The organism is Streptomyces sp. NBC_00829, assembly GCF_045161795.1.
Lineage (GTDB): Bacteria > Actinomycetota > Actinomycetes > Streptomycetales > Streptomycetaceae > Streptomyces.
Map to the genome: position 1 here is coordinate 6,432,386 of NZ_CP108867.1, position 26,048 is coordinate 6,458,433.

The 26,048-nt window shown below is 69.6% G+C and carries 19 protein-coding genes and 2 rRNA genes; 16 read left to right on the forward strand and 5 right to left on the reverse strand.

What is annotated here, in order from left to right:
• The first annotated feature begins 130 nt into the window (after positions 1–130).
• The 4 genes from OG293_RS28675 (at position 131) to OG293_RS28690 (ending at position 5,840) form a co-directional block, all read left to right on the forward strand.
• Positions 131–3,255: ribosomal RNA gene (locus OG293_RS28675) — 23S ribosomal RNA — on the forward strand.
• Between the two features lie 144 nt (positions 3,256–3,399).
• Positions 3,400–3,516 (forward strand): 5S ribosomal RNA (gene rrf, locus OG293_RS28680).
• 282 nt (positions 3,517–3,798) lie between these two features.
• Complete coding sequence (locus tag OG293_RS28685; protein WP_406001671.1) at positions 3,799–5,118, forward strand: hypothetical protein; 1,320 nt, start codon at positions 3,799–3,801, stop codon at positions 5,116–5,118.
• Positions 5,103–5,840 carry a hypothetical protein gene (locus OG293_RS28690; RefSeq protein ID WP_406001672.1) on the forward strand — a complete coding sequence of 246 codons (738 nt, stop codon included), beginning with the start codon at positions 5,103–5,105 and terminating at the stop codon, positions 5,838–5,840. Before OG293_RS28685 ends, OG293_RS28690 begins: the two co-directional genes overlap by 16 nt.
• Positions 5,841–5,934: 94 nt before the next feature.
• Here the strand turns inward: OG293_RS28690 and OG293_RS28695 are convergent, their stop codons facing one another.
• Positions 5,935–7,215: a DUF1015 domain-containing protein gene (locus OG293_RS28695; protein WP_406001673.1), complete on the reverse strand. Its 1,281-nt coding sequence runs from the start codon at positions 7,213–7,215 to the stop codon at positions 5,935–5,937.
• Positions 7,216–7,286: 71 nt separating this feature from the next.
• Between OG293_RS28695 and OG293_RS28700 the strand changes: the two genes are divergently transcribed.
• The 4 genes from OG293_RS28700 to OG293_RS28715 all read left to right on the forward strand — a co-directional run bounded on the left by OG293_RS28700 (position 7,287) and on the right by OG293_RS28715 (position 11,369).
• Positions 7,287–8,315 (forward strand): HAD hydrolase-like protein, encoded by a 1,029-nt coding sequence (locus OG293_RS28700; RefSeq protein ID WP_406001674.1) that lies wholly within the window; start codon positions 7,287–7,289, stop codon positions 8,313–8,315.
• Between the two features lie 128 nt (positions 8,316–8,443).
• Positions 8,444–9,496, forward strand: a complete 1,053-nt coding sequence (locus OG293_RS28705; protein WP_406001675.1) for a FecCD family ABC transporter permease — start codon at positions 8,444–8,446, stop codon at positions 9,494–9,496.
• Complete coding sequence (locus OG293_RS28710; RefSeq protein ID WP_406001676.1) at positions 9,493–10,530, forward strand: FecCD family ABC transporter permease; 1,038 nt, start codon at positions 9,493–9,495, stop codon at positions 10,528–10,530. The genes OG293_RS28705 and OG293_RS28710 overlap by 4 nt, the downstream gene beginning before the upstream one ends.
• Positions 10,531–10,565: 35 nt before the next feature.
• Positions 10,566–11,369, forward strand: a complete 804-nt coding sequence (locus OG293_RS28715) for an ABC transporter ATP-binding protein (protein ID WP_406001677.1) — start codon at positions 10,566–10,568, stop codon at positions 11,367–11,369.
• Positions 11,370–11,372: 3 nt separating this feature from the next.
• On the opposite strand, the gene OG293_RS28720 is transcribed toward OG293_RS28715, so the two are convergent.
• Positions 11,373–11,720, reverse strand: a complete 348-nt coding sequence (locus OG293_RS28720) for an SCP2 sterol-binding domain-containing protein (protein ID WP_406001678.1) — start codon at positions 11,718–11,720, stop codon at positions 11,373–11,375.
• A gap of 42 nt (positions 11,721–11,762) precedes the next feature.
• Between OG293_RS28720 and OG293_RS28725 the strand changes: the two genes are divergently transcribed.
• From OG293_RS28725 to OG293_RS28750, 6 genes are all read left to right on the forward strand, one after another.
• Positions 11,763–12,089: a hypothetical protein gene (locus OG293_RS28725; protein ID WP_406001679.1), complete on the forward strand. Its 327-nt coding sequence runs from the start codon at positions 11,763–11,765 to the stop codon at positions 12,087–12,089.
• Positions 12,090–12,096: 7 nt separating this feature from the next.
• On the forward strand, positions 12,097–12,912 hold the full coding sequence (locus OG293_RS28730) for a TlyA family RNA methyltransferase (protein ID WP_406001680.1): 816 nt from the start codon (positions 12,097–12,099) through the stop codon (positions 12,910–12,912).
• Positions 12,913–12,926: 14 nt separating this feature from the next.
• Positions 12,927–13,826, forward strand: a complete 900-nt coding sequence (locus OG293_RS28735) for an NAD kinase (protein WP_406001681.1) — start codon at positions 12,927–12,929, stop codon at positions 13,824–13,826.
• A gap of 94 nt (positions 13,827–13,920) precedes the next feature.
• Positions 13,921–15,666 carry a DNA repair protein RecN gene (recN, locus tag OG293_RS28740; RefSeq protein WP_406001682.1) on the forward strand — a complete coding sequence of 582 codons (1,746 nt, stop codon included), beginning with the start codon at positions 13,921–13,923 and terminating at the stop codon, positions 15,664–15,666.
• Positions 15,667–15,766: 100 nt separating this feature from the next.
• Positions 15,767–16,549, forward strand: a complete 783-nt coding sequence (locus tag OG293_RS28745) for a hypothetical protein (protein WP_406001683.1) — start codon at positions 15,767–15,769, stop codon at positions 16,547–16,549.
• Positions 16,550–16,639: 90 nt separating this feature from the next.
• Positions 16,640–17,716, forward strand: coding sequence for a glycosyltransferase family 4 protein (locus tag OG293_RS28750; protein WP_406001684.1), 1,077 nt, complete (start codon positions 16,640–16,642; stop codon positions 17,714–17,716).
• An 80-nt stretch (positions 17,717–17,796) separates the two neighbouring features.
• On the opposite strand, the gene OG293_RS28755 is transcribed toward OG293_RS28750, so the two are convergent.
• From OG293_RS28755 to OG293_RS28765, 3 genes are all read right to left on the reverse strand, one after another.
• Entirely contained in the window at positions 17,797–19,428 is a 1,632-nt protein-coding gene (locus tag OG293_RS28755) for a PucR family transcriptional regulator (RefSeq protein ID WP_406001685.1), read from the reverse strand.
• Positions 19,429–19,619: 191 nt separating this feature from the next.
• Entirely contained in the window at positions 19,620–21,005 is a 1,386-nt protein-coding gene (locus OG293_RS28760; RefSeq protein ID WP_406001686.1) for an FAD-binding oxidoreductase, read from the reverse strand.
• A 171-nt stretch (positions 21,006–21,176) separates the two neighbouring features.
• A complete protein-coding gene (locus OG293_RS28765) occupies positions 21,177–22,979 on the reverse strand; it encodes a glycoside hydrolase family 15 protein (RefSeq protein ID WP_406003741.1) in 1,803 nt (600 codons plus the stop codon).
• Between the two features lie 467 nt (positions 22,980–23,446).
• On the opposite strand from OG293_RS28765, the gene OG293_RS28770 reads away from it, so the two are divergent.
• Positions 23,447–25,096 (forward strand): CTP synthase, encoded by a 1,650-nt coding sequence (locus OG293_RS28770; RefSeq protein WP_406001687.1) that lies wholly within the window; start codon positions 23,447–23,449, stop codon positions 25,094–25,096.
• An 84-nt stretch (positions 25,097–25,180) separates the two neighbouring features.
• Positions 25,181–25,807 (forward strand): NUDIX domain-containing protein, encoded by a 627-nt coding sequence (locus OG293_RS28775; RefSeq protein ID WP_406001688.1) that lies wholly within the window; start codon positions 25,181–25,183, stop codon positions 25,805–25,807.
• The last annotated feature ends 241 nt before the right edge of the window (positions 25,808–26,048 follow it).

A 26,048-nucleotide genomic window follows, 5' to 3' on the forward strand; every position in this document is an offset into this window, starting at 1 on the left:
GTTGGGTGTCTGAGGGTGCGAGCGTGAGCTCGTCCTTCGGGATGCCGGTCCCAGTGAACTCGCCTGATGGGGTGGGGTGATGGGTGACTGGTCGTTGTTTGAGAACTGCACAGTGGACGCGAGCATCTGTGGCCAAGTTTTTAAGGGCGCACGGTGGATGCCTTGGCACCAGGAACCGATGAAGGACGTGGGAGGCCACGATAGTCCCCGGGGAGCCGTCAACCAGGCTTTGATCCGGGGGTTTCCGAATGGGGAAACCCGGCAGTCGTCATGGGCTGTCACCCGCTGCTGAACACATAGGCAGTGTGGAGGGAACGAGGGGAAGTGAAACATCTCAGTACCCTCAGGAAGAGAAAACAACCGTGATTCCGGGAGTAGTGGCGAGCGAAACCGGATGAGGCCAAACCGTATGCGTGTGATACCCGGCAGGGGTTGCGCATGCGGGGTTGTGGGATCTCTTTTTCACGGTCTGCCGGCTGTGAGACGAGTCAGAAACCGTTGATGTAGGCGAAGGACATGCGAAAGGTCCGGCGTAGAGGGTAAGACCCCCGTAGCTGAAACATCAACGGCTCGTTTAAGAGACACCCAAGTAGCACGGGGCCCGAGAAATCCCGTGTGAATCTGGCGGGACCACCCGTTAAGCCTAAATATTCCCTGGTGACCGATAGCGGATAGTACCGTGAGGGAATGGTGAAAAGTACCGCGGGAGCGGAGTGAAATAGTACCTGAAACCGTGTGCCTACAAGCCGTGGGAGCGTCGGACATCAAGCTTGCTTGGTGTCTCGTGACTGCGTGCCTTTTGAAGAATGAGCCTGCGAGTTTGCGGTGTGTTGCGAGGTTAACCCGTGTGGGGAAGCCGTAGCGAAAGCGAGTCCGAATAGGGCGATTCAGTAGCGCGCTCAAGACCCGAAGCGGAGTGATCTAGCCATGGGCAGGTTGAAGCGGAGGTAAGACTTCGTGGAGGACCGAACCCACCAGGGTTGAAAACCTGGGGGATGACCTGTGGTTAGGGGTGAAAGGCCAATCAAACTCCGTGATAGCTGGTTCTCCCCGAAATGCATTTAGGTGCAGCGTCGTGTGTTTCTTGCCGGAGGTAGAGCACTGGATAGGCGATGGGCCCTACCGGGTTACTGACCTTAGCCAAACTCCGAATGCCGGTAAGTGAGAGCGCGGCAGTGAGACTGTGGGGGATAAGCTCCATGGTCGAGAGGGAAACAGCCCAGAGCATCGACTAAGGCCCCTAAGCGTACGCTAAGTGGGAAAGGATGTGGAGTCGCAGAGACAACCAGGAGGTTGGCTTAGAAGCAGCCACCCTTGAAAGAGTGCGTAATAGCTCACTGGTCAAGTGATTCCGCGCCGACAATGTAGCGGGGCTCAAGCGTACCGCCGAAGTCGTGTCATTCACGCATATATCCCCAACGGGAGTGTGGATGGGTAGGGGAGCGTCGTGTGCCGGGTGAAGCCGCGCCGGAAGGCAGTGGTGGACGGTTCACGAGTGAGAATGCAGGCATGAGTAGCGATACACACGTGAGAAACGTGTGCGCCGATTGACTAAGGGTTCCTGGGTCAAGCTGATCTGCCCAGGGTAAGTCGGGACCTAAGGCGAGGCCGACAGGCGTAGTCGATGGACAACCGGTTGATATTCCGGTACCCGCTTTGAAACGCCCAGTATCGAGCCCATTAATGCTAAGGCCGTGAAGCCGCCCTGATCTCTTCGGAGTTGAGGGGAGTGGTGGAGCCGCCGGCCCAAGGTGGTAGTAGGTAAGCGATGGGGTGACGCAGGAAGGTAGTCCAGCCCGGGCGGTGGTTGTCCCGGGGTAAGGGTGTAGGCCGTGTGATAGGCAAATCCGTCACACATGGGGCTGAGACCTGATGCCGAGCCGATTGTGGTGAAGTGGATGATCCTATGCTGTCGAGAAAAGCCTCTAGCGAGTTTCATGGCGGCCCGTACCCTAAACCGACTCAGGTGGTCAGGTAGAGAATACCGAGGCGTTCGGGTGAACTATGGTTAAGGAACTCGGCAAAATGCCCCCGTAACTTCGGGAGAAGGGGGGCCATCACTGGTGAGAGCACTTGCTGCTTGAGCTGGGGGTGGCCGCAGAGACCAGCGAGAAGCGACTGTTTACTAAAAACACAGGTCCGTGCGAAGCCGTAAGGCGATGTATACGGACTGACGCCTGCCCGGTGCTGGAACGTTAAGGGGACCGGTTAGTCACATTTCGGTGTGGCGAAGCTGAGAACTTAAGCGCCAGTAAACGGCGGTGGTAACTATAACCATCCTAAGGTAGCGAAATTCCTTGTCGGGTAAGTTCCGACCTGCACGAATGGCGTAACGACTTCTCGACTGTCTCAACCATAGGCCCGGTGAAATTGCACTACGAGTAAAGATGCTCGTTTCGCGCAGCAGGACGGAAAGACCCCGGGACCTTTACTACAGTTTGATATTGGTGTTCGGTTCGGCTTGTGTAGGATAGGTGGGAGACTGTGAAGCGGCCACGCCAGTGGTTGTGGAGTCGTCGTTGAAATACCACTCTGGTCGTGCTGGATGTCTAACCTGGGTCCGTGATCCGGATCAGGGACAGTGTCTGATGGGTAGTTTAACTGGGGCGGTTGCCTCCCAAAGGGTAACGGAGGCGCCCAAAGGTTCCCTCAGCCTGGTTGGCAATCAGGTGTTGAGTGTAAGTGCACAAGGGAGCTTGACTGTGAGACCGACGGGTCGAGCAGGGACGAAAGTCGGGACTAGTGATCCGGCGGTGGCTTGTGGAAGCGCCGTCGCTCAACGGATAAAAGGTACCCCGGGGATAACAGGCTGATCTTCCCCAAGAGTCCATATCGACGGGATGGTTTGGCACCTCGATGTCGGCTCGTCGCATCCTGGGGCTGGAGTCGGTCCCAAGGGTTGGGCTGTTCGCCCATTAAAGCGGTACGCGAGCTGGGTTTAGAACGTCGTGAGACAGTTCGGTCCCTATCCGCTGTGCGCGTAGGAGTCTTGAGAAGGGCTGTCCCTAGTACGAGAGGACCGGGACGGACGAACCTCTGGTGTGCCAGTTGTCCTGCCAAGGGCATGGCTGGTTGGCTACGTTCGGAAAGGATAACCGCTGAAAGCATCTAAGCGGGAAGCCTGCTTCGAGATGAGGACTCCCACCCCCTTTGAGGGGTTAAGGCTCCCAGTAGACGACTGGGTTGATAGGCCAGATGTGGAAGCCCCGCAAGGGGTGGAGCTGACTGGTACTAATAGGCCGAGGGCTTGTCCTCAGTTGCTCGCGTCCACTGTGTTGGTTCTGAAACAACGAACCGTCGAGTCCCCATGGCCGGGACTCCGGTAAAGGTTTCATATGCTGGTTTGAGCAGAACCACCTTAATTGAAAAGTGTGCTTGTTCGCTCGAAACCGATAGGGTTTCGGTGGTCATAGCGTTAGGGAAACGCCCGGTTACATTCCGAACCCGGAAGCTAAGCCTTTCAGCGCCGATGGTACTGCAGGGGGGACCCTGTGGGAGAGTAGGACACCGCCGAACAATATTTATGGACCCTTGGTCCCAGCGTTCATGCTGGGACCAAGGGTCCTTTTTGTTTTTGCTTTGTTTTTCCGAAGCGCGTCGGACTGCCGACTGCGCGAGAATGACTGCAGTACCCGAAGACAGGAGTCACGCCGATGTCCACCAACTCTCCCGACGATCGTCCGGAGCGCGAGCCGCGTCGCAGGGACGGTGGCGACCGGGGCGGCTTCCGCGGCGGCCGGGACGACCGGGATCGTGGCCCCCGTCGTGACAACGACCGTGGTGGGTACCGCGGACCGCGTGAGGACCGCCGCGACGACAGGCGGGATGACCGTTCCGGTGGTGGCGGTGGCTATGGCCGTCGTGATGACCGGCCGAGCGGTCCCCGTCGTGAGGACGACCGTGGTGGCCGTCCCAGCAGCGGTGGCTACGGGCGCCGTGACGACCGGCCGAGCGTTCCCCGTCGTGACGATGACCGTGGTGGCCGTCCCAGCGGCGGTGGGTACGGTGGCTCCCGCCCCAGCAGCGGCGGCGGTGGGGGTGGCGGTTTCCGGCGCGACGACCGTTCCGGCGGTGGTGGCGGTGGCTATGGCCGTCGTGATGACCGGCCGAGCGGACCTCGTCGTGACGATGACCGTGGTGGCCGTCCCAGCGGCGGTGGGTACGGTGGCTCCCGCCCCAGCAGCGGCGGCGGTGGGGGTGGCGGTTTCCGGCGCGACGACCGTTCCGGCGGTGGTGGCGGTGGCTATGGCCGTCGTGATGACCGGCCGAGCGGACCTCGTCGTGACGATGACCGCGGCTCCCGACCCAGTGGTGGCGGTGGCTACGGCCGTCGTGATGACCGGCCGAGCAGTGGTCCCCGTCGTGACGATGACCGTGGTGGCCGTCCCAGCAGCGGTGGCTACGGGCGCCGTGACGACCGGCCGAGCGGACCTCGCCGTGATGACGACCGTGACCGTGGTGGCTACCGCGGACAGCGTGACGACCGCCGCGATGACCGTCGTGATGACCGTCGTGACGACAGGCGTGACGACAGGCAGGGCGGCTTCCGCCGCGACGACCGGCCGAGCGGGCCGCCGCGTCGTGACGACCGGCGTGACGACCGGCCCTCCTTCCGTCGTGATGATGACCGTGACCGTGGTGGCTACCGCGGACAGCGGGACGACCGCGGCTCCCGACCCAGTGGTGGCGGTGGCTACGGCCGTCGTGATGACCGGCCGAGCAGTGGTCCCCGTCGTGACGATGACCGTGGTGGCCGTCCCAGCAGCGGTGGCTACGGCCGTCGTGACGACCGGCCGAGCGGACCTCGCCGTGATGACGACCGGGACCGTGGTGGCTACCGCGGACAGCGTGACGACCGCAGTGACGACCGTCGGGGTGACCGCAGTGACGACCGTCGGGGTGACCGCGGTGGATACCGCGGCTCCCGTGACGACCGAGGTGGCTACGGACGGCGCGACGAACGTGAGCGCGGCGACCGTGAGCCGATCAAGCGGCTGCCGATTCCCGACGACGTCTCGGGCGACGAGATCGACCAGGACGTACGCCAGGAGCTCCAGAGCCTGCCGAAGGGCCTTGCCGAGGATGTCGCCAGGAACCTCGTCATGGTCGCCAACCTGATCGACGAGGACCCCGAGCAGGCGTACGCCTACTCCAAGGTGGCGCTGCGGCTCGCCTCGCGTGTGGCGGCCGTGCGCGAGGCCGCTGGCTTCGCCGCGTATGCCACCCAGAAGTACTCCGAGGCGCTGGCCGAGTTCCGTGCTGCCCGTCGGATGACCGGCAGCGTCGAGCTGTGGCCCGTGATGGCGGACTGTGAGCGCGGACTCGGCCGGCCCGAGCGGGCGATGGCCATGGCCGGCGAACCCGAGGTACAGAAGCTCGACAAGGCCGGTCAGGTCGAGATGCGGCTCGTCGCCGCGGGTGCGCGCAGGGACATGGGCCAGCTCGACGCGGCCATCGTGACCCTGCAGAGCCCGGAGCTGGCGTCCAACTCCGTACAGCCCTGGACCGCTCGGCTGCGGTATGCCTACGCGGACGCTCTGCTGGCCGCCGGGCGTGAGGGTGAGGCGCGCGAGTGGTTCGCCAAGGCTCTGGAGGCGGACAAGGACGGGGCGACCGATGCGTCCGACCGTCTTGCCGAGATGGACGGCGTGGAGTTCGTCGACGCCATCGATGACGAGGACGAGCACGGCCACGGCCACGAGGATCTGGACGACGGCCAGGCGAACGACGACAAGAACGAGCAGGACGACAAGGACGACAAGAACAAGCAGGACGACAAGGACGACAAGAACGAGCAGGACGACGAGTCCGGCGACGTCGAGGGTGACAGGGCCGAGTAGGACCTGACAGCTCGAAAGGGGGGGGCTCCCGGTACCGGGAGCCCCCCCCTTTCGTATGCCCGGTGTCCCGGTGTGCAGGGGCGGCGGGGTCGTCTCAGCCGACCGTCAGGCTCCGAAGGACCAGACCCGTCGCCGGCTTCGGGCCGAACGAGGTGGACTTGCGGGGCATTGTGACTCCCTCTCGGGCGAGGTCCCGTACGACCTCCTCCCGTACCGGGTGCATCAATACCGCTGTACCTCCGTGGCGTTCGGCCTGCTCCACGGCCGCTGCGGTGTCGTGGATGTACGCGATGTATTCCGGGGTGTCCGGGATCCGCCAGATGTCGTCCAGGAGCGTGGAGTGGAGAACCGTGGCATCCAGGGTGCGCCAGGCCTCGGGGCGGTCCGTGCGCACCGTACGGGCCAGCAGCCGGCCGTCGGGACGGTCGAGGAGATGGAACGCGCCGTCGCCCGCGAGGAGGAAGGCGTTCCCCTCGGCCGCCGCGTCCGCGAGCGCCTTCAATGCCTCAGGAAGCGGGGCTTCCAGGCGCCGGACACGGAAGGAGTCGCCGAGGACGGCGAGTGCGTCGGCGACCGGGAAGCGGTGCAGCAGCCGGTGGATGGCGCGGACCCGCAGCGGGTAGCGGGCGGTGTCGATGAGCAGGACGAGGCCGTAGTGCCAGGGGCTGGGCGCGGGATGTTCGGCGCGCAGCCGCAGATACGTCGCCCAGCGGTGGTGGCCGTCGGCGATCAGAGCCTGACGGTCCGACAGGTCCGAGCGGATCTCGGCGAGATCGGCTGGATCCGTCACCGACCACAGACGGTGGCTGAAGCCGTCTTCCGTGGTGGTCGACAGGAGGGGGGAGCGCAGGATGGTGCGTTCGATGACGCTGGTCGCGCCGGTCGCGTTGCCCGTACTGCGGTACGTGAGAAGGAGCGGCTCCAGATTGGCGGCGGTCGTCCGCATCAGGGCCGCGCGGTCCGCGACGATGTCCGGCATCACGTCCTCGTGGGGGAGGACGACCCCCTCGGAGGGTTCGGACAGGGCAAGCGCACCGATCACGCCGCGCTGAAGGAGCTCGCCCTGGCGCTGCTCGTACACATAGAGCGCCGGTTCCGGATCGGCGGCGAGGATGCCCTCGTCGAGCCAGCGGTTGAGGGTCTCCGCGGCCTGCTGATGGCGGGCGCCGGGGGTCGTGGCCTGCGGGAGGATCAGGCGAACGATGTTGTAGGGGTCCGCCGACTGCAGATGGTGCAGGCCGTCCGGCCGTACGACGACGTCGTACGGCGGTGAGGTCACGGCGGCAAGGCTGCCCACCCGCTCGGGGACATAGCGCAGCCCACGGAACGGGATCAGGTGCAGACCGTCGTTGGCCGCAGGACCTTCGGTGTTCATCCGTGCATCGTATGTGGGCGTGCGGATGAGCGATGATCGGGGGACTGGCACCGAGCGAGGAGCAGAAGCGAATGAGTCAGCGGAGCAGGACCCGGCCGGACGGAAGCGTGACGGCGCTGAGCGAGGCGTACGACACGGCACTGCTCGATCTGGACGGGGTGGTGTACGCGGGCGGCGAGGCGATCGCGTACGCCGTGGACTCGCTGCTGACGGCGCGCGAGGGCGGTATGCACCTCGCGTATGTGACCAACAATGCGCTGCGACCGCCCGAGGCCGTGGCCGCGCACATCACCGCGCTGGGTGTGCCGACCGATGCGTCGGACGTCATCAACTCCGCGCAGGCCGTCGCGCGGTTGATCTCCGAGCAGGTGCCTGCCGGGTCCAGGGTGCTGGTGATCGGCGGGCAGGGGCTGAGGGTCGCCCTGCGCGAGCGCGGGCTGGAGCCGGTGGAGTCCGCCGACGACGATCCGGCGGCGGTGGTGCAGGGGTACGGCGGGCCGGATCTGGCATGGGGGCGGTTCGCGGAGGCCTGCTATGCGATCGCGCGCGGGGTGCCGTGGTTCGCGTCCAACACCGATCTGACGATCCCGAGCGCCCGGGGGATCGCGCCGGGCAACGGCTCGGCCGTGGAGGTCGTGCGGCTCGCGACGGGAGCGGAGCCGCAGGTGGCGGGCAAGCCGCTGCCGCCGATGCACAAGGAGACGATCCTGCGCACGGGGGCGCGCAAGCCGCTGGTCGTCGGGGACCGGCTGGACACGGACATCGAGGGCGCGTTCAACGGGGGTGTGGACTCGCTGCTCGTCCTGACGGGCGTGACCGACGGGGCTCAGCTCCTGGCCGCGCCGCCCGAGCACCGGCCGACCTATGTGGACCGCGATCTGAGGGGGATGCTGACCGGGCAGCCCGAGGTGGTCGAGAAGGACGGCGGGTTCAGTTGCGGGGGGTGGGCCGCATCCGTACGGGACGACGCGCTCGCGCTCGACGGCGAGGGTGAGCCGCTGGACGGGCTGCGGGCGCTGTGCGCGGCGGCCTGGACCTGGGCGGGCGACGGCACATGCACGCTGGACGCGGGCAAGGCGCTGTCCCGGCTGGGGCTCTGATACCGGCGGCCTCGCGGCCGTGCCGGGTGACATGAGGGTGCCCGCCCGGGGGCCGGGTCCGCCGTCCCCGCAGACGTGCGTGACCTCCCTCTGGAAGGAGCGATAAGAGGGTAGGCTAACCTAACCTCGTGTTGGTCGACAGTCCCCCCAAACAGAGCGCGGAGCCGAAGTCCGAACCCCGGCCCCGGAGGCGCCACGCACTGCGCGCCGCCGGGCTGCTGGTGTCCGTCGGTGTCCTGCTGCTGGTCTGTGTCGCGAGCATCGCCGTCGGTGCCAAGTCGATTCCGCTCTCCGACGTGTGGCACGGGCTCTTCCACAACGCGGGCGTCGGCAACGACGTGATCATCCACGATGTGCGCGTACCGCGAACCCTGCTCGGAGTGATCGTCGGCACGGCCCTCGGCCTCTCGGGCGCGGTGATGCAGGCCCTCACCCGCAATCCGCTGGCCGAACCGGGGCTGCTCGGTGTGAACGCCGGAGCGTCGGCCGCCGTCGTCTCCGCCATCAGCTTTCTCGGCGTCACTTCGCTGACCGGATACGTGTGGTTCGCGTTCATCGGCGCGGCAGTCGTCTCCGTGCTCGTGTATGTCCTCGGCGGCAGCCGGGGCGCGACACCGGTACGGCTCGCGCTCGCCGGAACCGCTGCCACCGCAGCGCTCTACGGCTACATCAGCGCCGTCGAACTGCTGGACGCGGCCGCGATGGAGCGGCTCCGGTTCTGGACCGTCGGCTCGCTCGCCTCGGCCGACATGCAGACCATCGGCAGGGTCGCGCCGTTCATCGGCATCGGTGTGGTGCTCGCGCTGCTGCTCGCCCGGCCGCTCAACGCCATCGAGATGGGCGAGGACACCGCCCGCGCGCTCGGCGCGCATCTCAACCGCACCCGTGCGCTCGCCATGCTCACCGTCACCCTGCTCTGCGGGGCGGCGACCGCGGCCTGCGGGCCGATCGTCTTCATCGGGCTGATGATTCCGCACCTCGTGCGCTCCCTCACGGGCCCCGACATGCGGTGGATCCTGCCGTACGCCACCGTACTCGCGCCCGTCCTGCTGCTCGGCTCCGACGTTGTCGGACGGGTCGTCACACGCCCCGCCGAACTCCAGGTCGGCATCGTCACCGCTCTGATCGGCGGACCCGTCTTCATCCATCTCGTACGCCGCAAGAGGATGGCCCAGCTGTGAAGGCCGTGAAGGCGATACACACCCCCGGCGGGCTCTCCTTCCGGGCCGAACCCCGCTCAGCCGTCGTGGTCCTGCTGCTGGCCGCGGTCGCCCTGGCCGCCGGGGTGGTGCTGATCGGCAGCGGCGACTTCCCGATCGCCCCCGCCGACGTCATCGCCACACTGCTCGGCAACGGCACCCCCGCGCAGGAGTTCATCGTCCAGGACCTGAGGCTGCCGCGCGTACTCGTCGGACTGCTCGTCGGCGCCTCGCTCGCCCTCAGCGGCGCCATCTTCCAGTCCGTCTCCCGCAATCCGCTGGGCAGCCCGGACGTGATCGGGTTCGGACAAGGTGCCACGGTCGGCGCGCTGAGCGTGATCGTCCTCTTTCACGGCGAAGCGTTCGCGGTGGCCGGCGGAGCCGTCGTCGGCGGCCTGGTGACCGGCGTGGGGGTCTATGTGCTGGCGTGGAAGCGCGGTGTCCACGGATACCGGCTCGTCCTCGTCGGTATCGGTGTCGCCGCCATGCTCACCGCCGGCAACAACTATCTGCTCACCAAGGCCAGCCTGGTCGACGCCGCCCGGGCCACCCTGTGGATGACCGGCTCGCTGGACGGCCGCGACTGGGAGCAGGTCTGGCCCCTGCTGGGGATGCTCGTCCTCGTCCTCCCCCTGGTGTTCGCGCACGCCCGTCCGCTGCGGATACTGGAGATGGGCGACGACGCGGCGTACGCGCTGGGGGCGCCCGTCGAGCGCACCCGCCTCGTGCTGATGGGCTCGGGCGTCCTGCTCATCGCGGTCGCGACCGCCGCGGCGGGACCGATCTCGTTCGTGGCGCTCAGCGCACCCCAGCTCGCCCGCAGGCTGACCCGCTCGCCCGGGCCCAACCTCGCCGCGGCAGCCGCGATGGGCGCCGCGCTGCTGCTGCTCGCCGACTGGGTCGCGAGCAACGCTTTCGGCGAGCGCCAACTGCCCGTCGGTGTGGTGACCGGCGTGCTCGGCGGCTGCTACCTGCTCTGGCTGCTGGTCACCGAACGCAAGGCCGGACGCATATGAACCCCGTGAACCCCGAATCCAGGAGTACGCCCCCCATGCAGCGCCTCACCGCGGAATCGGTCACCCTCGGCTACGACCAGCGTGTGATCGCCGAGAATCTCTCGGTGGAGATCCCCGACAACTCCTTCACGGTGATCGTCGGGCCGAACGCCTGCGGCAAGTCCACCCTGCTGCGTGCCCTGTCCCGGATGCTGAAACCCACCCAGGGCCGCGTTCTTCTCGACGGCCAGGTCATTCACTCCCTGCCCGCGAAGAAGGTCGCCAAGACGCTCGGCCTGCTGCCGCAGTCCTCGATCGCCCCGGACGGGATCACGGTCGCCGATCTGGTCGCCCGGGGCCGCTATCCGCACCAGGGACTGCTGCGCCAGTGGTCGCCGCAGGACGAGCGGATTGTCGAGGAGTCGATGGCCGCGACCGGGGTCGGAGACCTGGCAGAGCGCTATGTCGACGAATTGTCCGGCGGACAGCGTCAGCGTGTCTGGATCGCGATGGCGCTGGCTCAGCAGACCCCGCTGCTGCTGCTCGACGAGCCGACGACCTTCCTGGACATCCAGCACCAGCTGGAAGTGCTCGACCTGTGCGCGGAGCTCCACGAGGCCCAGGGCCGCACGCTCGTCGCCGTACTGCACGACCTCAATCAGGCCGCCCGGTACGCGACGCATCTCATCGCCCTGCGCGAGGGCACGGTCGTCGCCGAGGGCGCGCCCTCCGACGTGGTCACCGCCGCGCTGGTGGAACAGGTCTTCGGAGTGAGGAGCCAGGTCATCGAAGACCCGGAGTCCGGCACTCCGCTCGTGGTGCCGGCGGCGCGCAGGCGTGGCGCCGCCCCTCTCCCGTAAGCGCTACAGCAGCGTCCGCAGCCGCAGCAGGTCGCGGAAGCCGGCCTCCAGCCTGACCCGGCCCGAGGCCCAGGCCTTCGCGAAGTTCAGCTGGCCGTTCACCATCGCCACCAGGTCGTCGCCGGTCATCGCGAGGCGGATCTGTGCCTTCTCGCGCGGCGGTCCCTGGAAGGTGTCCATCACATTGATCCGGCCGTCGTCGAGACGGCCGGAGAAGGTGATGTCCAGGTCCTTGATGTGGCAGCTGAGGGAACGGTCGAGCGCGGCCGCGCCCTTTACGTCGCCGTCCGCCTTGGCCAGGTTGTCCGAGAGTCTGTCGAGTGCGCTGCGGCACTCTTGCGTCGTCGCCATCGTGCCCGACGGTACCGCAGGGCTTCGCGGTAGCGTCTGGGCATGAGCGACTCGATGCCGGGCCCAGACAGCGATGAGCAGGGGATCCAGGAGGAATCCACCGCCCCCGCGGCGACAGCCCCCCAGGCGCACGAACCCGCGGCGCCCGCGCCGCTGGGTGTCCGGCGCACGCCCACCGGCAACGCCGGCGTGGACGCCCGCCTGGAGCGACTGGCCGACGCCGACCACCTCCCGGCGGACGGACATCTGGAGGTGTACGAGGATGTACACCGGGGCCTGCGTGACGCGCTGACCGAGCTCGACGCCCGTCCGCCGACGCCCGCGGGGCCCTCGCCCTCGTCCTCACCCTCGTACGACCACAGGAGCTGAACCGAACGTGGCAGGAGTGGCCCGCCGCCGCCTCGACGCCGAGCTGGTACGCCGCAACCTCGCGCGCTCGCGCGAGCACGCGAGTCAGCTGATCGCCGCGGGGCGGGTGACCGTCGGCGGCAACACGGCGACGAAGCCCGCCACCCAGGTCGAGACCAGCGCGGCCGTCGTCGTCGCCTCCGACGACAGCGACCCCGACTACGTCTCGCGCGGTGGTCACAAACTCGCCGGCGCGCTGGCCGCCTTCGTGCCGCACGGCCTGAAGATCGAGGGACGGCGGGCCCTGGACGCGGGCGCGTCCACCGGCGGCTTCACGGACGTACTGCTGCGCGCGGGCGCCGGGCACGTCGTGGCCGTGGACGTCGGTTACGGCCAGCTCGCATGGTCTCTTCAGAGTGATGAACGGGTCACCGTCAAGGACCGTACCAACGTACGTGAATTGACACTGGAGTCGATCGACGGAGTGCCGGTGGACCTTGTGGTGGGTGATCTGTCCTTCATCCCGCTCGGTCTCGTGCTGCCCGCGCTGGCGCGCTGTTCGGCGCCCGACGCGGACCTGGTACTGATGGTGAAGCCGCAGTTCGAGGTGGGCAAGGACCGCCTCGGCAGCGGCGGGGTCGTCCGCAGTCCCGAGCTGCGGGCGCAGACGGTGCGGGACGTGGCGCACAAGGCCGCCGGGCTCGGTCTCGGTGTCCTCGGCGTCACGGCCAGCCCCCTGCCGGGTCCTTCCGGAAACGTCGAGTACTTTCTGTGGCTCCGGGCCGGAGCGCCCCAGCTCGATCCGGCTGATGTCGACCGTGCAGTGGCGGAGGGACCTCGTTGACAACGACACCGGCAGTGACACCAGGACGTACCGTTTTCCTGCTCGCGCACACAGGACGGCCGGCGGCGATCCGCAGCGCCGAACTCGTCGTCCAGGGACTGCTGCGCAGCGGCCTCGGCGTACGCGTTCTCGCGGCGGAGGCGGCCGATCTGCCGCTGCCACCGTCCGTCGAAACGGTGAGCGAGGCCACACCCGACGTGCTCGACGGCTGTGAGCTGTTGATCGTGCTCGGCGGGGACGGCACGCTGCTGCGCGGCGCCGAGTTCTCCCGCGCCTCGGGGGTACCGATGCTCGGCGTCAACCTGGGCCGGGTGGGCTTCCTCGCCGAAGCCGAGCGCGACGACCTCGACAAGGTGGTCGACCGGGTCGTCACGCGCGCGTACGAGGTCGAGGAGCGCATGACCATCGATGTCGTCGTGCACACCAACGGCGACATCGTGCACCGGGACTGGGCACTGAACGAGGCGGCCGTGCAGAAGGTCTCGCCCGACCGGATGCTGGAAGTCGTCCTGGAGATCGACGGGCGGCCGGTGACCGGCTTCGGCTGCGACGGCATCGTCTGCGCGACGCCGACCGGCTCGACGGCGTACGCCTTCTCGGCGGGCGGCCCGGTCGTGTGGCCGGAGGTGGAGGCGCTGCTGATGGTGCCGATCAGCGCGCACGCGCTGTTCGCCAAGCCCCTGGTGACCTCCCCGACGTCCGTGCTCGCCGTGGAGGTGCAGCCGAACACACCCCACGGTGTGCTCTGGTGCGACGGGCGCCGGACCATCGAACTGCCGCATGCCGCACGGGTGGAGGTCAGGCGCGGTGCGGTTCCCGTGCGGCTGGCCCGGCTGCACCACGCGTCGTTCACTGACCGGCTGGTCGCGAAATTCGCGCTTCCGGTGTCGGGGTGGCGGGGAGCGCCTCACTAGCGCACGCTCGGTGACCGGCCGCCCGGCCGGTGCCCGGGAGAGTGAATCGGAGGCCGGGGTCCGTCGCACACAGGGCCCCGGACCTCGTATGGTCATGTCCGTGTTGGAGGAGATGCGGATACGGTCGCTCGGGGTCATCGACGACGCTGTCGTCGAGCTGTCACCCGGTTTCACCGCGGTGACCGGCGAGACGGGCGCGGGCAAGACCATGGTCGTCACCAGTCTGGGGCTGCTGCTCGGCGGGCGCGCCGACCCCGCGCTGGTGCGGATCGGCGCCAAGGCGGCGGTGGTGGAGGGCCGGATCAGTGTGCCCTCCGGCGGCCCCGCCGCGCTGCGTGCCGAGGAGGCAGGGGCGGAACTGGACGACGGCACCCTGCTGATCAGCAGAACCGTCTGGGCGGAGGGCCGCTCGCGCGCCCACCTCGGGGGGCGGTCCGTGCCGGTCGGCACGCTGTCCGAGCTGGCCGACGAACTCGTCGCCGTCCACGGCCAGACCGACCAGCAGGGGCTGCTGAGGCCCGCGCGGCAGCGCGAGGCGCTCGACCGGTACGCCGGCGGGGCGGTCACCGGGCCGCACGCCAAGTACGTCGCCGCCTACCGGCGGCTGCGGGCCGTCTGCGTGGAGCTGGACGAACTGACCACCCGCGCACGTGAGCGGGCGCAGGAGGCCGATCTGCTGCGCTTCGGGCTGAACGAGATCGCGGGCGCCGAGCCGCGGGCCGGCGAGGACGTCGAACTCGCCGCCGAGGCCGAACGGCTCGGCCACGCGGAGGCTCTCGCGTCGGCCGCGTCGGTCGCGCATGCCGCGCTCGCCGGCAATCCCGAGGACCCCGAGGGCGTCGACGCCACCACCCTCGTCGCGGGCGCGGGACGGGCGCTGGACGCCGTACGGGCCCACGACCCGGCCCTGGCGGCGCTCGCGGACCGGATGGGCGAGATCTCCATCCTGCTCGGCGACGTCGCGGGAGAACTCGCCGGATACGCCGACCATCTGGACGCCGATCCGCTGCGCCTGGCCGCGGTGGAAGAGCGGCGGGCGGCACTGACCGCGCTGACGCGCAAGTACGGCGAGAGCATCGACACCGTCATCTCCTGGTCCGAGGAGGGGGCCGAGCGGCTCCTTGAACTGGACGGCGACGACGACCGGATCGGGGAGCTGGAGGCGGAGCGGGACGCGCTGCGCGGCGAACTGTCGGGTCTGGCCCAGGCTTTGACCGACGCCCGTACGGAAGCCGCCGCGCGGTTCGCCGATGCGGTCACCGCGGAGCTGGCGTCCCTCGCCATGCCGCACGCGCGCGTGGCGTTCGACATCCGCCAGACGGAGGCCGTCGACGAGGCGTCCGGCGTCGAGGTCGGGGGCCGGTCGGTGGTCTACGGGCCCTCCGGCGTCGACGAGATCGAGCTGCTGCTCGCCCCGCATCCGGGCGCGCCCCCGCGGCCGATCGCCAAGGGGGCCTCGGGCGGTGAGCTCTCGCGCGTGATGCTCGCGGTCGAGGTCGTCTTCGCCGGGACCGACCCGGTGCCGACGTATCTCTTCGACGAGGTCGACGCGGGCGTGGGCGGCAAGGCGGCGGTCGAGATCGGGCGCCGTCTCGCGAAGCTCGCGAAGTCGGCACAGGTGGTGGTCGTGACGCACCTGCCGCAGGTGGCGGCCTTCGCCGACCGGCAGTTGCTGGTCGAGAAGACGAACGACGGCACGGTGACCCGGTCCGGTGTGACGGTGCTGGAGGGGGAGGACAGGGTCCGCGAGCTGTCGCGGATGCTGGCGGGCCAGGAGGACTCCGAAACGGCGCGGGCGCATGCGGAGGAACTCCTCGCGACGGCGCGGGCGGACGGATAGCGCGGGGGAACGGGCGGTCCCCGAAGGCGGCGCGTGCCGACGCGGCGGGCCGGCGCCGCGCGGGGGCCCGGTCAAAACGAGAGACCCTAGGGTTGGCCGTATGCCATCAGTGCGCAGTCCCCTGCCCGGCGGTCGTCTTGCCGCGTTCCTCACCGCCGCCGGCGCGACCCGAGGGGTGTACGAAGCGCTGCGCCGACACGCCCCCGGCGACCCCGGTCAGTGGCAGCGGAAGAACTACGCGGGCCGCACCGTCGACCTCTACGCCGGGCCCGCCGCCTCGGTCGGAGCCGCCCTCGGGACGGCCCTGCCCCCGCGCACCCGTGGCGCGGCCGGTATCGCCGTGGTCGTGGCCGGAGCGTGCGGGGCGTACGACGACCTCGCCGGGGCCGCAGACCCCCGCCGCGGGTTCAGGGCGCATCTGTCCGCACTTCGCGGCGGCGAGGTCACCAGTGGGGCCGTGAAGCTGTTCGGGATCGGGACGGCCGGGCTCGTCGCGGGAGCCCTGCTCAAGGAGCGGCCCGCCGACAAGCTCCTCGCGGGGATCGTCATCGCGGGCACCGCGCACTTCGTCAATCTCGTGGACGTCGCTCCCGGCCGGGCCGGCCTCGCCGTGCTCGGGATCGGCGCGCCCGGACTGCTGCGGAGGGGCGGCGCGGGCGCGCTGGCCGCGGCGCCCATGGGAGCCGCAGCCGCGGTCCTCACCGAGGACCTGGGCGAGCGGACCATGATCGGTGACGCCGGGGCCCACGCCCTGGGCGCGGCGCTCGGCACCGCGATCGCCGCGGGCAACGGCCGTACGGGGCTGGCCCTCCACGCGGCGGCCCTCGTCGTGGCCGCCGCGTACGGAGGCGAGGTCAGCCGCCTCGCCGGATCACCTGTGTGAGTGATCCCGGGCCCGCTTCGACGGTCCCCGGACACGGCCACGAAACCCGGACGGTGCCGGAACGTGCGTACGGGCTGGCATCCTTGGCCCGTGACACAGCTGCGTACGGTCCAAGTGCTGGGCGGTGGAAGTGCGGGCAGCAGCGCACATGTCCGGTCGCTGGCCGCGGGCCTGGTGGCGCGGGGCGTGCGGGTGACGGTGTGCGCCCCCGCCGAACTGGACCACATCTACGACTTTCCCGGCGCCGGGGCGCGGTTCGCACCAGTGCCGCGGCGGAGCGACCCGGGCGCCGTCGGGGCGCTGCGGGCGGCCTGCGCGGACGCGGACGTGGTCCACGCGCACGGGCTGCACGCCGCCCTACGCGCCGCACTGGCGCTCAGCGGGCAGCGCGTGCCACTGGTCGTCACCTGGCACACCCGCTCCCACCACGAGGGCGCGCGGGGCCCCGTGCTGCGCCTCCTCGAACGAAGGGCCGCGCGGGCGGCGTCGGTCGTGCTCGGCACCTGCTCCGAACTGGTCGACCGCGCCCGCCGCCGGGGTGCGCGCGACGCCCGTCTCGCGCCCGTCGCCCTGCCCGCGCCCCACGGCGGCACGGACGCCGAGAGCAAGGCACGGGCGGAACTGGGTTCGGTGGACCGGCCGTTGCTGCTGGCCGTGGGCAGCCTGGCACCGCACCGGGGGTACGAGACACTGCTCGACGCGGCCCGGCTGTGGCGCGGCATGGACCCCGTCCCGCTGGTCGTCGTCGCGGGGGAGGGATCCGGGCGCGGCGCGCTCCAGCGGCGCATCGACGTGGAGGAACTGCCCGTACGGCTGGTGGGCTGCCGGGACGACATCGCCGATCTTCTGTCCGTGGCGGACGTCGCCCTCCTGCCGAGCCGCTGGGAGGCCCGCTCTCTGCTCGCCCAGGAGGCCCTGCGCCTGGGGACCCCCCTGGTCGCGACGGCGGTCGGCGGCATCCCGGAACTGGTGGGCGACGCGGCGGAACTGATCCCGTACGGCGACCCGGTGGCGCTGGCCGAAACGGTGGCGCGGCTGCTGGGTGACCCGGAGCGGCGGGGCGAACTGGCGGCGGCGGGCCGGGTGCAGGCGGGGATGTGGCCGACGGAGGACGAGACGGTTGCGCAGGTTCTGAGCGTGTACGACGAGGTGGTGGCGAGGGGGTGATCCCCTGCCCCGCAGGCACTCCGCAGGCACTCCGCAGGCACTCCGCAAGCCCCGCGCCCCGCCCATCCCACGTGCCCCGCCTACCCCACATGCCTCCTCGCCCGCAGCGCCAGGCTCAGTGCCAGGACCGTCTGCGGGTCGTCCAGGTCCGTGCCCAGCAGTTCGGAGATGCGGGCCAGGCGGTTGTACAGCGTCTGGCGGTTCAGGTGGAGTTCGCGGGCCGTTTCCGCCTTGCGCCCCGCGTGGGCCAGGAACGTCTGGAGCGTGGGGAGCAGCGGCGGGCGCGAGGTCGCGTCGTGATCGCGCAGGGGGCCGATCGCGCGCTCCACGAAGGCCGCCAGATCCGGGTGGTCCCGCAGCCGCCACAGCAGCAGATCGATGTCCAGGCGGCGGGCGTCGTACCACGGGCGGTCGGACAGGCCCTGCGCCGCCGTCGCCGTTTCGGAGGCGTGGCGCAGGCCCGCGGACGCCGCCGCCCAGCCGCCCGCCATGCCCACCACCACGACCGGGGGGTGCGCGCCCGCGCGCTCCAGGCCGGCCCGTTCCACACCCGCACGCAGCGCCGCCGCGACCCGGTCCGCGACCGCCAGGCGTTCGGACTCGGTGCGCAGGCCCAGCAGCAGCGGCACACGGCCCTCCACGGGCCGTACGCCCAGCAGGACCGGCACACCCACCGAGGACAGCTCTTCGAGCACCGCGCGGGCCAGCAGCGCCCAGTTGCCCGACGGCGAGAGCTCCGGGGCCAGCCGCATGACGACCGGCAGCAGCGGCCCGTCGCCCGGCTTGAAGCCCAGCACCCGCGCCTGGGCGGGCGCGTCCTCGGCGGTGATGCGGCCCTCGGCCAGGTCCGTCAGGAAGTCGCCGCGGCCCCGAGCCGCCAGTTCCTCCTCCTGGCGGGCCTGCATGAGAACGACGGCCAGCAGCCCGGCCGCCCGTTCGGCCGCCATGCGGTGGACGGTGAGCAGCGGGGAGCCGACGGCCAGCAGGACCAGCCGGGCCCGCACGGAGGCGGTTCCCTGCCCGCCGCCCGGGATGTCCACCAGTACCGTCCCCGCCGGCGGGGATTCGCGGGCCTCTCGTTGGCCGCGCAGTCCGTCCCACACCTGGAGCGGATCCGCGTCGCCGGCCTGCCCGGAATCGGAGCCGGCCGCGTACAGGAGCTGTCCGTCGGCCGTTTCCAGGAAGACCGGGTTCGCGGTGAAGTCAGCGAGGATCCGGAGCACTTGGGGTACTCCGCCCCCGTCGAGCAGGACCTCCGTACACCGCCGGTGCACCTCCTCGGCCCGTCGCAGCAGCGCGTAGTGGCCGTTGACGATCTCGGTGTGGACCTCTTCGGTCACCGAGACGAAGGGGACCTCGCGGTGGAGCTGGACCAGCGGCAGCCCGGCCGCCCGTGCGGTGTCCACGATCGCCGTCGGCAGTCGGCTGAAGCGTGGCCCCAGCTCCACCACGAGCGCGGCGATCCCGCGGTCCGCCAGCTGGCGGACGAAGGCGCGCTGCTCGGAGGGCCGGGTGCCGAGTCCGAGGCCCGTGGTGAGGAGCAGCTCCCCGCCCTTCAGCAGCGAGGCGATGTTGGGCACTTCGCCCGCGTGGACCCAGCGCACCGTGCGCTGGAGCCGTTCCGCACAGGCGACGACCTCCGGGAGTCCGGCGCGCAGCCCGGGCAGTTCGAGCGCCCGCTGCACCGTGATTCCACCTTGCGTCGTCTCCACTGGCTCTTGCCTCGCGCTTTCACTCGGACCGGGCGGGGCCCACGCGATCTGGAAGATCCCGGAGTGCCCCGTTGTCGGGACGGTACCGGCCTCGCACACTCGTGCACATCACCCGGAGCCTGCGGACCGAAATCGCCCGAGCACGGGCCGAACCCCCTCGGCCCACGCGGGCCTCGGCCCGGCGCTCCGTCTCAGGACGCCGGCCGGATGTTGTGGTTCAGCCGGAACACGTTCTCCGGGTCGAATTCGGCCTTGACCGCCGCGAGGCGCTTGTAGTTGCCCTCGCCGAAGGCCGCGACGACCCGCTCCTGCCCTTCGTGACCGATGAAGTTCAGATAGGTCGCGCCGATCGACCACGGCGCCACATCGCTGCGTACGGCCTTGACCCACTGCTTCGCGCGCTCGTCGTCGGAGGGGTCGTCCCAGATCCCGAAGGGATGCACGGCCCACGGCGCGGTGCGCCACGGCACCGGATAGTCGTCGGGCGTGCTCGCCACCGCGCCGCCCATCGGGAAGAGGATGTGCTGCGATCCCGACGGCACCGGCATGGTGGAGGCGCGGGCGCAGAAGACGTCCAAGGCCTCGTCGGAGAGGCCGGCGAGGTACTCCGCGGACCAGTAGTTCCGCATTCCGGGTGGGTCGTCGAGCATGCACTGCAGCTCCGCGTAGGGCAGCTCCATGATGACCTCGGCCTGGTGGCCGAGCTTCATCAGAGGCTCGCTCACATCGCGGGCCTCAGCCTCCGGCCCCGCGTATGTCACCAGCAATGTGCACAACAGCTTGCCCACGAGCCGTTCGGGCACGAACGGCTCGGGCGGCCCGGTCAGATAGAGCACACCTCCGCCGACCTCGTCCGGCGCGGACTCGACGAAGTCGCGGTAGGTACGCAGGACTTCGGGTCCGGCCTCCGGCGGGAACATCAGCATGACGATCGACATGGCGGGCAGGTCGTGAAGTCTCAGGGTGATGGCCGTGGCCACGCCGAAGTTGCCGCCGCCGCCGTGCAGGGCCCAGAACAGCTCCGGGTTCTCGTCCGCGTCGGCGTGCACGGTCTCGCCGTCGGCGGTCACCAGCTCGACGGCGATGAGGTTGTCGCAGGCCAGGCCGAACTTGCGCTCCAGCCAGCCGGAGCCGCCACCGAGCGTGAACCCGCCGACCCCGGTCGTGGAGGCGCGTCCGCCGGTGGTCGCGAGATGGTGGGGCTGGGTCGCCCGGTCCAGATGGCTCATGGTGGCGCCGCCGCCGATGCGGGCCGCGCGGACGGTGGGATCGACGACCACGGTGTGCATGCGCCGCAGGTCGACGACGATTCCGCCGTCGGTCAGGGCCATGCCGGCGACGCTGTGCCCGCCGCCGCGGACGGCGATCTCCAGGTCGTTCTCCCGGCCGAAGCGGATCGCCTTGGCCACGTCCGGCCCCGTCTCGCACTGTGCGATGACGGCGGGCCGACGGTCGATCATTCCGTTGAAGACCGCGCGGGCTTCGTCGTATCCCGGATCTCCGGGGGCGATCGCATCGCCGGTCAGTTCTCCGCGGAGGCCGGACAACGCCGCCTCCGTGATGCTTTGGGGCGCCATGGTGGCCCCCTTCCGAGGGCGCGACAGGACCTTCTCATCGTAGTCCCGATGGGACGGACGTGATCGGTCGAGCGGTCCTGCCGCGCTTCGGACTGCCGCCCCGATGGCCCGTCCTTCGGATCAGGCCGGGCTCCGGTGCCCTGGTGCCCGGCTTTCTCCAGGAGAAAGGCCCTATCCCCCGTACGCCCCCGAGGCCGTCAGCCGCAGGGCCGTGTCGATCAGGGGCACATGGCTGAAGGCCTGCGGGAAGTTCCCCACCTGCCGCTGCAGCCGGGGATCCCACTCCTCGGCCAGCAGCCCGAGGTCGTTGCGGAGCGAGAGGAGCTTCTCGAACAGCCGTCGCGCCTCGTCCACCCGCCCGATCATCGCGAGATCGTCGGCGAGCCAGAACGAGCACGCGAGGAACGCGCCCTCGTCCCCCTCCAGACCGTCCACTCCGGCGTCCTCGCCCGCCGTGGGGTAGCGCAGGACGAAGCCGTCCTCCGTGGCCAGCTCGCGCTGGATCGCCTCGATCGTGCCGATGACCCGCTTGTCGTCCGGTGGCAGGAAGCCCATCTGCGGAATCAGCAGCAGGGAGGCGTCCAGCTCCTTGGAGCCGTACGACTGCGTGAAGGTGTTCCGCTCCTTGTCGTACCCCTTCTCGCAGACATCGCGGTGGATGTCGTCGCGCAGCTCGCGCCACCGCTCGATCGGCCCGTCGGCGTCCCCGGACTCGATCAGCTTGATGGTCCGGTCGACGGCTACCCAGGCCATCACCTTCGAGTGCACGAAGTGGCGGCGCGGGCCGCGCACCTCCCAGATGCCCTCGTCGGGCTGGTCCCAGTGCTTCTCCAGATAGCGGATCAGCTTGAGCTGGAGCAGCGAGGCGTAGTCGTTACGGGCCAGGCCCGTCATATGGGCCAGATGCAGCGCCTCGGTGACCTCGCCGTACACATCCAGCTGGAGCTGGTGCGCGGCGCCGTTGCCGACGCGGACGGGAACCGATCCCTCGTAGCCCGGCAGCCAGTCCAACTCGGCCTCGCCCAGCTCCCGTTCACCCGCGATCCCGTACATGATCTGCAGGTTCTCGGGGTCGCCGGCCACGGCGCGCAGCAGCCACTCGCGCCAGGCGCGGGCCTCCTCGCGGTAGCCGGTGCGCAGCAGCGAGGACAGGGTGATCGCCGCGTCGCGCAGCCAGGTGTAGCGGTAGTCCCAGTTCCGTACGCCGCCGATCTCCTCCGGCAGCGAGGTCGTCGGCGCGGCCACGATCCCGCCCGTCGGCGCGTAGGTCAGGGCCTTCAGTGTGATCAGCGAGCGGACCACGGCCTCACGGTAGGGCCCGTGGTACGTGCAGTGCTCGACCCACTCGCGCCAGAAGTCCTCGGTGGCCTCCAGCGAGCCCTCCGGGTCCGGCAGTGCGGGCGGCTGGTGGTGCGAGGGCTGCCAGCTGATGGTGAAGGCGATCCGCTCGCCGGGAGAAACGGTGAAGTCGGAGTACGTGGTGAGGTCCTTGCCGTACGTCTCCGTGGAGGTGTCCAGCCAGACCGAGTCGGGGCCGGCGACGGCGACCGTGCGCCCGTCGACCTTGTGGACCCACGGCACCACACGCCCGTAGCTGAAGCGCATGCGCAGCGCGGAGCGCATCGGGACGCGCCCGCTCACGCCCTCCACGATCCGGATCAGCTGGGGTGCGCCGTCACGCGGCGGCATGAAGTCCGTCACACGGACCGTGCCACGTGGCGTGTCCCACTCCGATTCGAGGATCAAGGAGTCCCCGCGGTAGCGGCGCCGGTCGGCGGCCGGCGGGCCGGCCTCGGCGGAATGAGCGGGTCCCAGTCTCCAGAAACCGTGTTCCTCGGTGCCGAGCAGGCCGGCGAAAATGGCATGCGAGTCGAAGCGGGGTAGGCACAGCCAGTCCGCTGTTCCGTCCCTGCAGACCAGTGCTGCGGTCTGCATGTCTCCGATGAGTGCGTAATCCTCGATGCGCCCGGCCACGTGCATCTCCAGTCGAACGGCCACGTCCGCCCCGCGGGGCGCTTACTGCGGTCAAGGGTCGTCGACGCGCGTGAATTCGCGTGACGGACCTGGGTGGAGTCGTCTGCCGTCCCACCCGTCGCCCACCACCCTGCTCGATGCGCTTCGCGCGCCCCTCTGCATCTGCTCGGCAAGCGAGTGTCCGAGCAGAATACGACGCACGGTAATGATCTGCGCGCCGGTCCCGGCAACAAGAATCCGCCGAACGGGTGAGCCAAGGGTGAGTCCCAGGTGAGCGGTGTACGGAGGGGAGGTCGCGTGGCCGGAAGCAGCCTCCCGTCGTCGCTGATACCCTGGTACCCCGTGGACCGGTGGCCGTCCTGTGCTCATCAGAGGCCCCGAAACCGCAGCGACGGCACCTTCCGACACCTCCGGGAGGGACGCCGGTAAGCACCTCACTTCGCGACCACGGGAGCCCCCTCTTGGCGATGCCGCCCAAATCCATGACGACCAAGCACATCTTCGTCACCGGGGGTGTCGCCTCCTCCCTCGGCAAGGGCCTCACAGCCTCCAGCCTGGGCGCGCTGCTCAAGGCGCGGGGCCTGCGGGTCACGATGCAGAAGCTCGACCCGTATCTGAACGTCGACCCGGGCACCATGAACCCGTTCCAGCACGGTGAGGTGTTCGTCACCAACGACGGCGCCGAGACCGACCTGGACATCGGCCACTACGAGCGCTTTCTCGATGTGGACCTCGACGGCTCGGCCAACGTCACCACGGGGCAGGTCTACTCCCAGGTCATCGCCAAGGAGCGGCGCGGCGAGTACCTGGGCGACACCGTCCAGGTCATCCCGCACATCACCAACGAGATCAAGGGCCGCATCCGGCGCATGGCCACGGACGACGTCGACGTCGTCATCACCGAGGTCGGCGGCACGGTGGGCGACATCGAGTCACTGCCCTTCCTGGAGACGGTCCGCCAGGTCCGTCACGAGGTCGGCCGGGACAATGTCTTCGTCGTGCACATTTCGCTGCTGCCCTACATCGGACCGTCCGGCGAGCTGAAGACCAAGCCGACCCAGCACTCCGTCGCGGCGCTGCGGAACATCGGTATTCAGCCAGATGCGATCGTGCTGCGCGCCGACCGCGAGGTGCCGACCGCGATCAAGCGCAAGATCTCGCTGATGTGCGACGTCGACGAGGCAGCCGTGGTCGCCGCCATCGACGCCAAGTCGATCTACGACATCCCGAAGGTGCTGCACACCGAGGGCCTGGACGCCTATGTCGTGCGCAAGCTCGACCTGCCGTTCCGCGATGTCGACTGGACCACGTGGGACGACCTGCTGGACCGTGTCCACAACCCCGACCACGAGGTCACGATCGCCCTCGTCGGCAAGTACATCGACCTGCCCGACGCCTACCTCTCGGTGACCGAGGCGCTGCGCGCCGGCGGCTTCGCCAACAAGGCCCGCGTCAAGGTCAAGTGGGTCACCTCCGACGACTGCAAGACCCCGGCGGACGCCGCGAAGCAGCTCGGCGACGTCGACGGAATCCTGATCCCCGGCGGCTTCGGCGACCGCGGCGTGACCGGCAAGGTCGGCGCGATCACCTACGCCCGCGAGAACCGGATCCCGCTGCTCGGCCTCTGCCTGGGCCTGCAGTGCATCGTGATCGAGGCCGCGCGCAACCTCGCCGAGATCCCCGAGGCCAACTCCACCGAGTTCGACGCCGCCACCGCCCACCCGGTGATCTCCACCATGGAGGAGCAGCTGGCGTACGTGGAGGGTGCGGGGGACCTGGGCGGAACGATGCGCCTGGGCCTGTACCCGGCGAAGCTCGCCGAGGGCTCGATCGTCCGCGAGGTCTACGGCGACCAGCCCTACGTCGAGGAGCGCCACCGCCACCGCTACGAGGTGAACAACGCATACCGCGCGGAACTGGAGAAGAAGGCGGGCATCCTCTTCTCGGGCACCTCTCCCGACAACAAGCTCGTCGAGTACGTCGAGTACCCGCGCGAGGTGCACCCCTACCTGGTCGCCACCCAGGCACACCCGGAGCTCCGCTCCCGCCCGACCCGCCCGCACCCGCTCTTCGCCGGCCTGGTGAAGGCCGCGGTGCAGCGCAAGACGGGCAAGTAACGCACAGGCGCTACGGTTGACCGGGGTACGAGCCCGCAGGGCGCGTACCCCGGTTGCTGTTGCACGTCGCGGGAGGACGCTTTCATGGCCATCAAGGACACGCCCGAACAGTGGCAGGTCGCCGCGACCGCGACGCCGTTCCGGGGGAACAAGACCGGCATCCGCACCGACGACGTGGTCATGCCCGACGGTACGGTCGCGCGGCGCGACTACCAGGTCCACCCGGGCTCGGTGGCGGTGCTCGCCCTCGACGACACCGGCCGTGTCCTGGTCCTGCGCCAGTACCGCCACCCCGTGCGCCACAAGCTCTGGGAGATCCCGGCGGGCCTGCTGGACGTGCCCGGCGAGAACCCGCTGCACGCCGCACAGCGGGAGCTGTACGAGGAGGCGCACGTCAAGGCCGAGGACTGGCGGGTGCTGACCGACGTCTACACCACGCCGGGCGGCTGCGACGAGGCCGTACGGATCTTTCTCGCCCGTGATCTCTCCGAGGCGGAGGGCGAGCGCTTCGAGGTCTCCGAGGAGGAGGCCGACATGGAGCTCGCCAGGGTTCCGCTCGACGAGCTCGTGCAGGGCGTGCTCGCCGGGGACCTGCACAACAACTGCCTGGTGGTGGGCGTGATGTCGCTGACGGCCGTACTGAACGGCCCCGGCCTCGACGCGCTGCGCCCCGCCGAGGCCCCCTGGCCGGCCCGCCCCTTCGAGGCCTGAACCACACCCTGACCGGGGCCGTGAAACGCGGCCCACCGAGACCGGCCGCGGGCGCGGGGCCGCGAACAGCGGCCCGGCCACGGCATGCTCCCCACCCGAACGGACGCCTGAAGCGGTTCCGGTCAGACGATCTGCTGAACCGATCGGGCGATGCCCCCGCCCTGCTCCGCACGGTTCGTCGCAGAGCGTGAACTACGCTCGGAACGCCCGTGCGGAGTCCCTGCGGGCTCAGCTCGTGCGC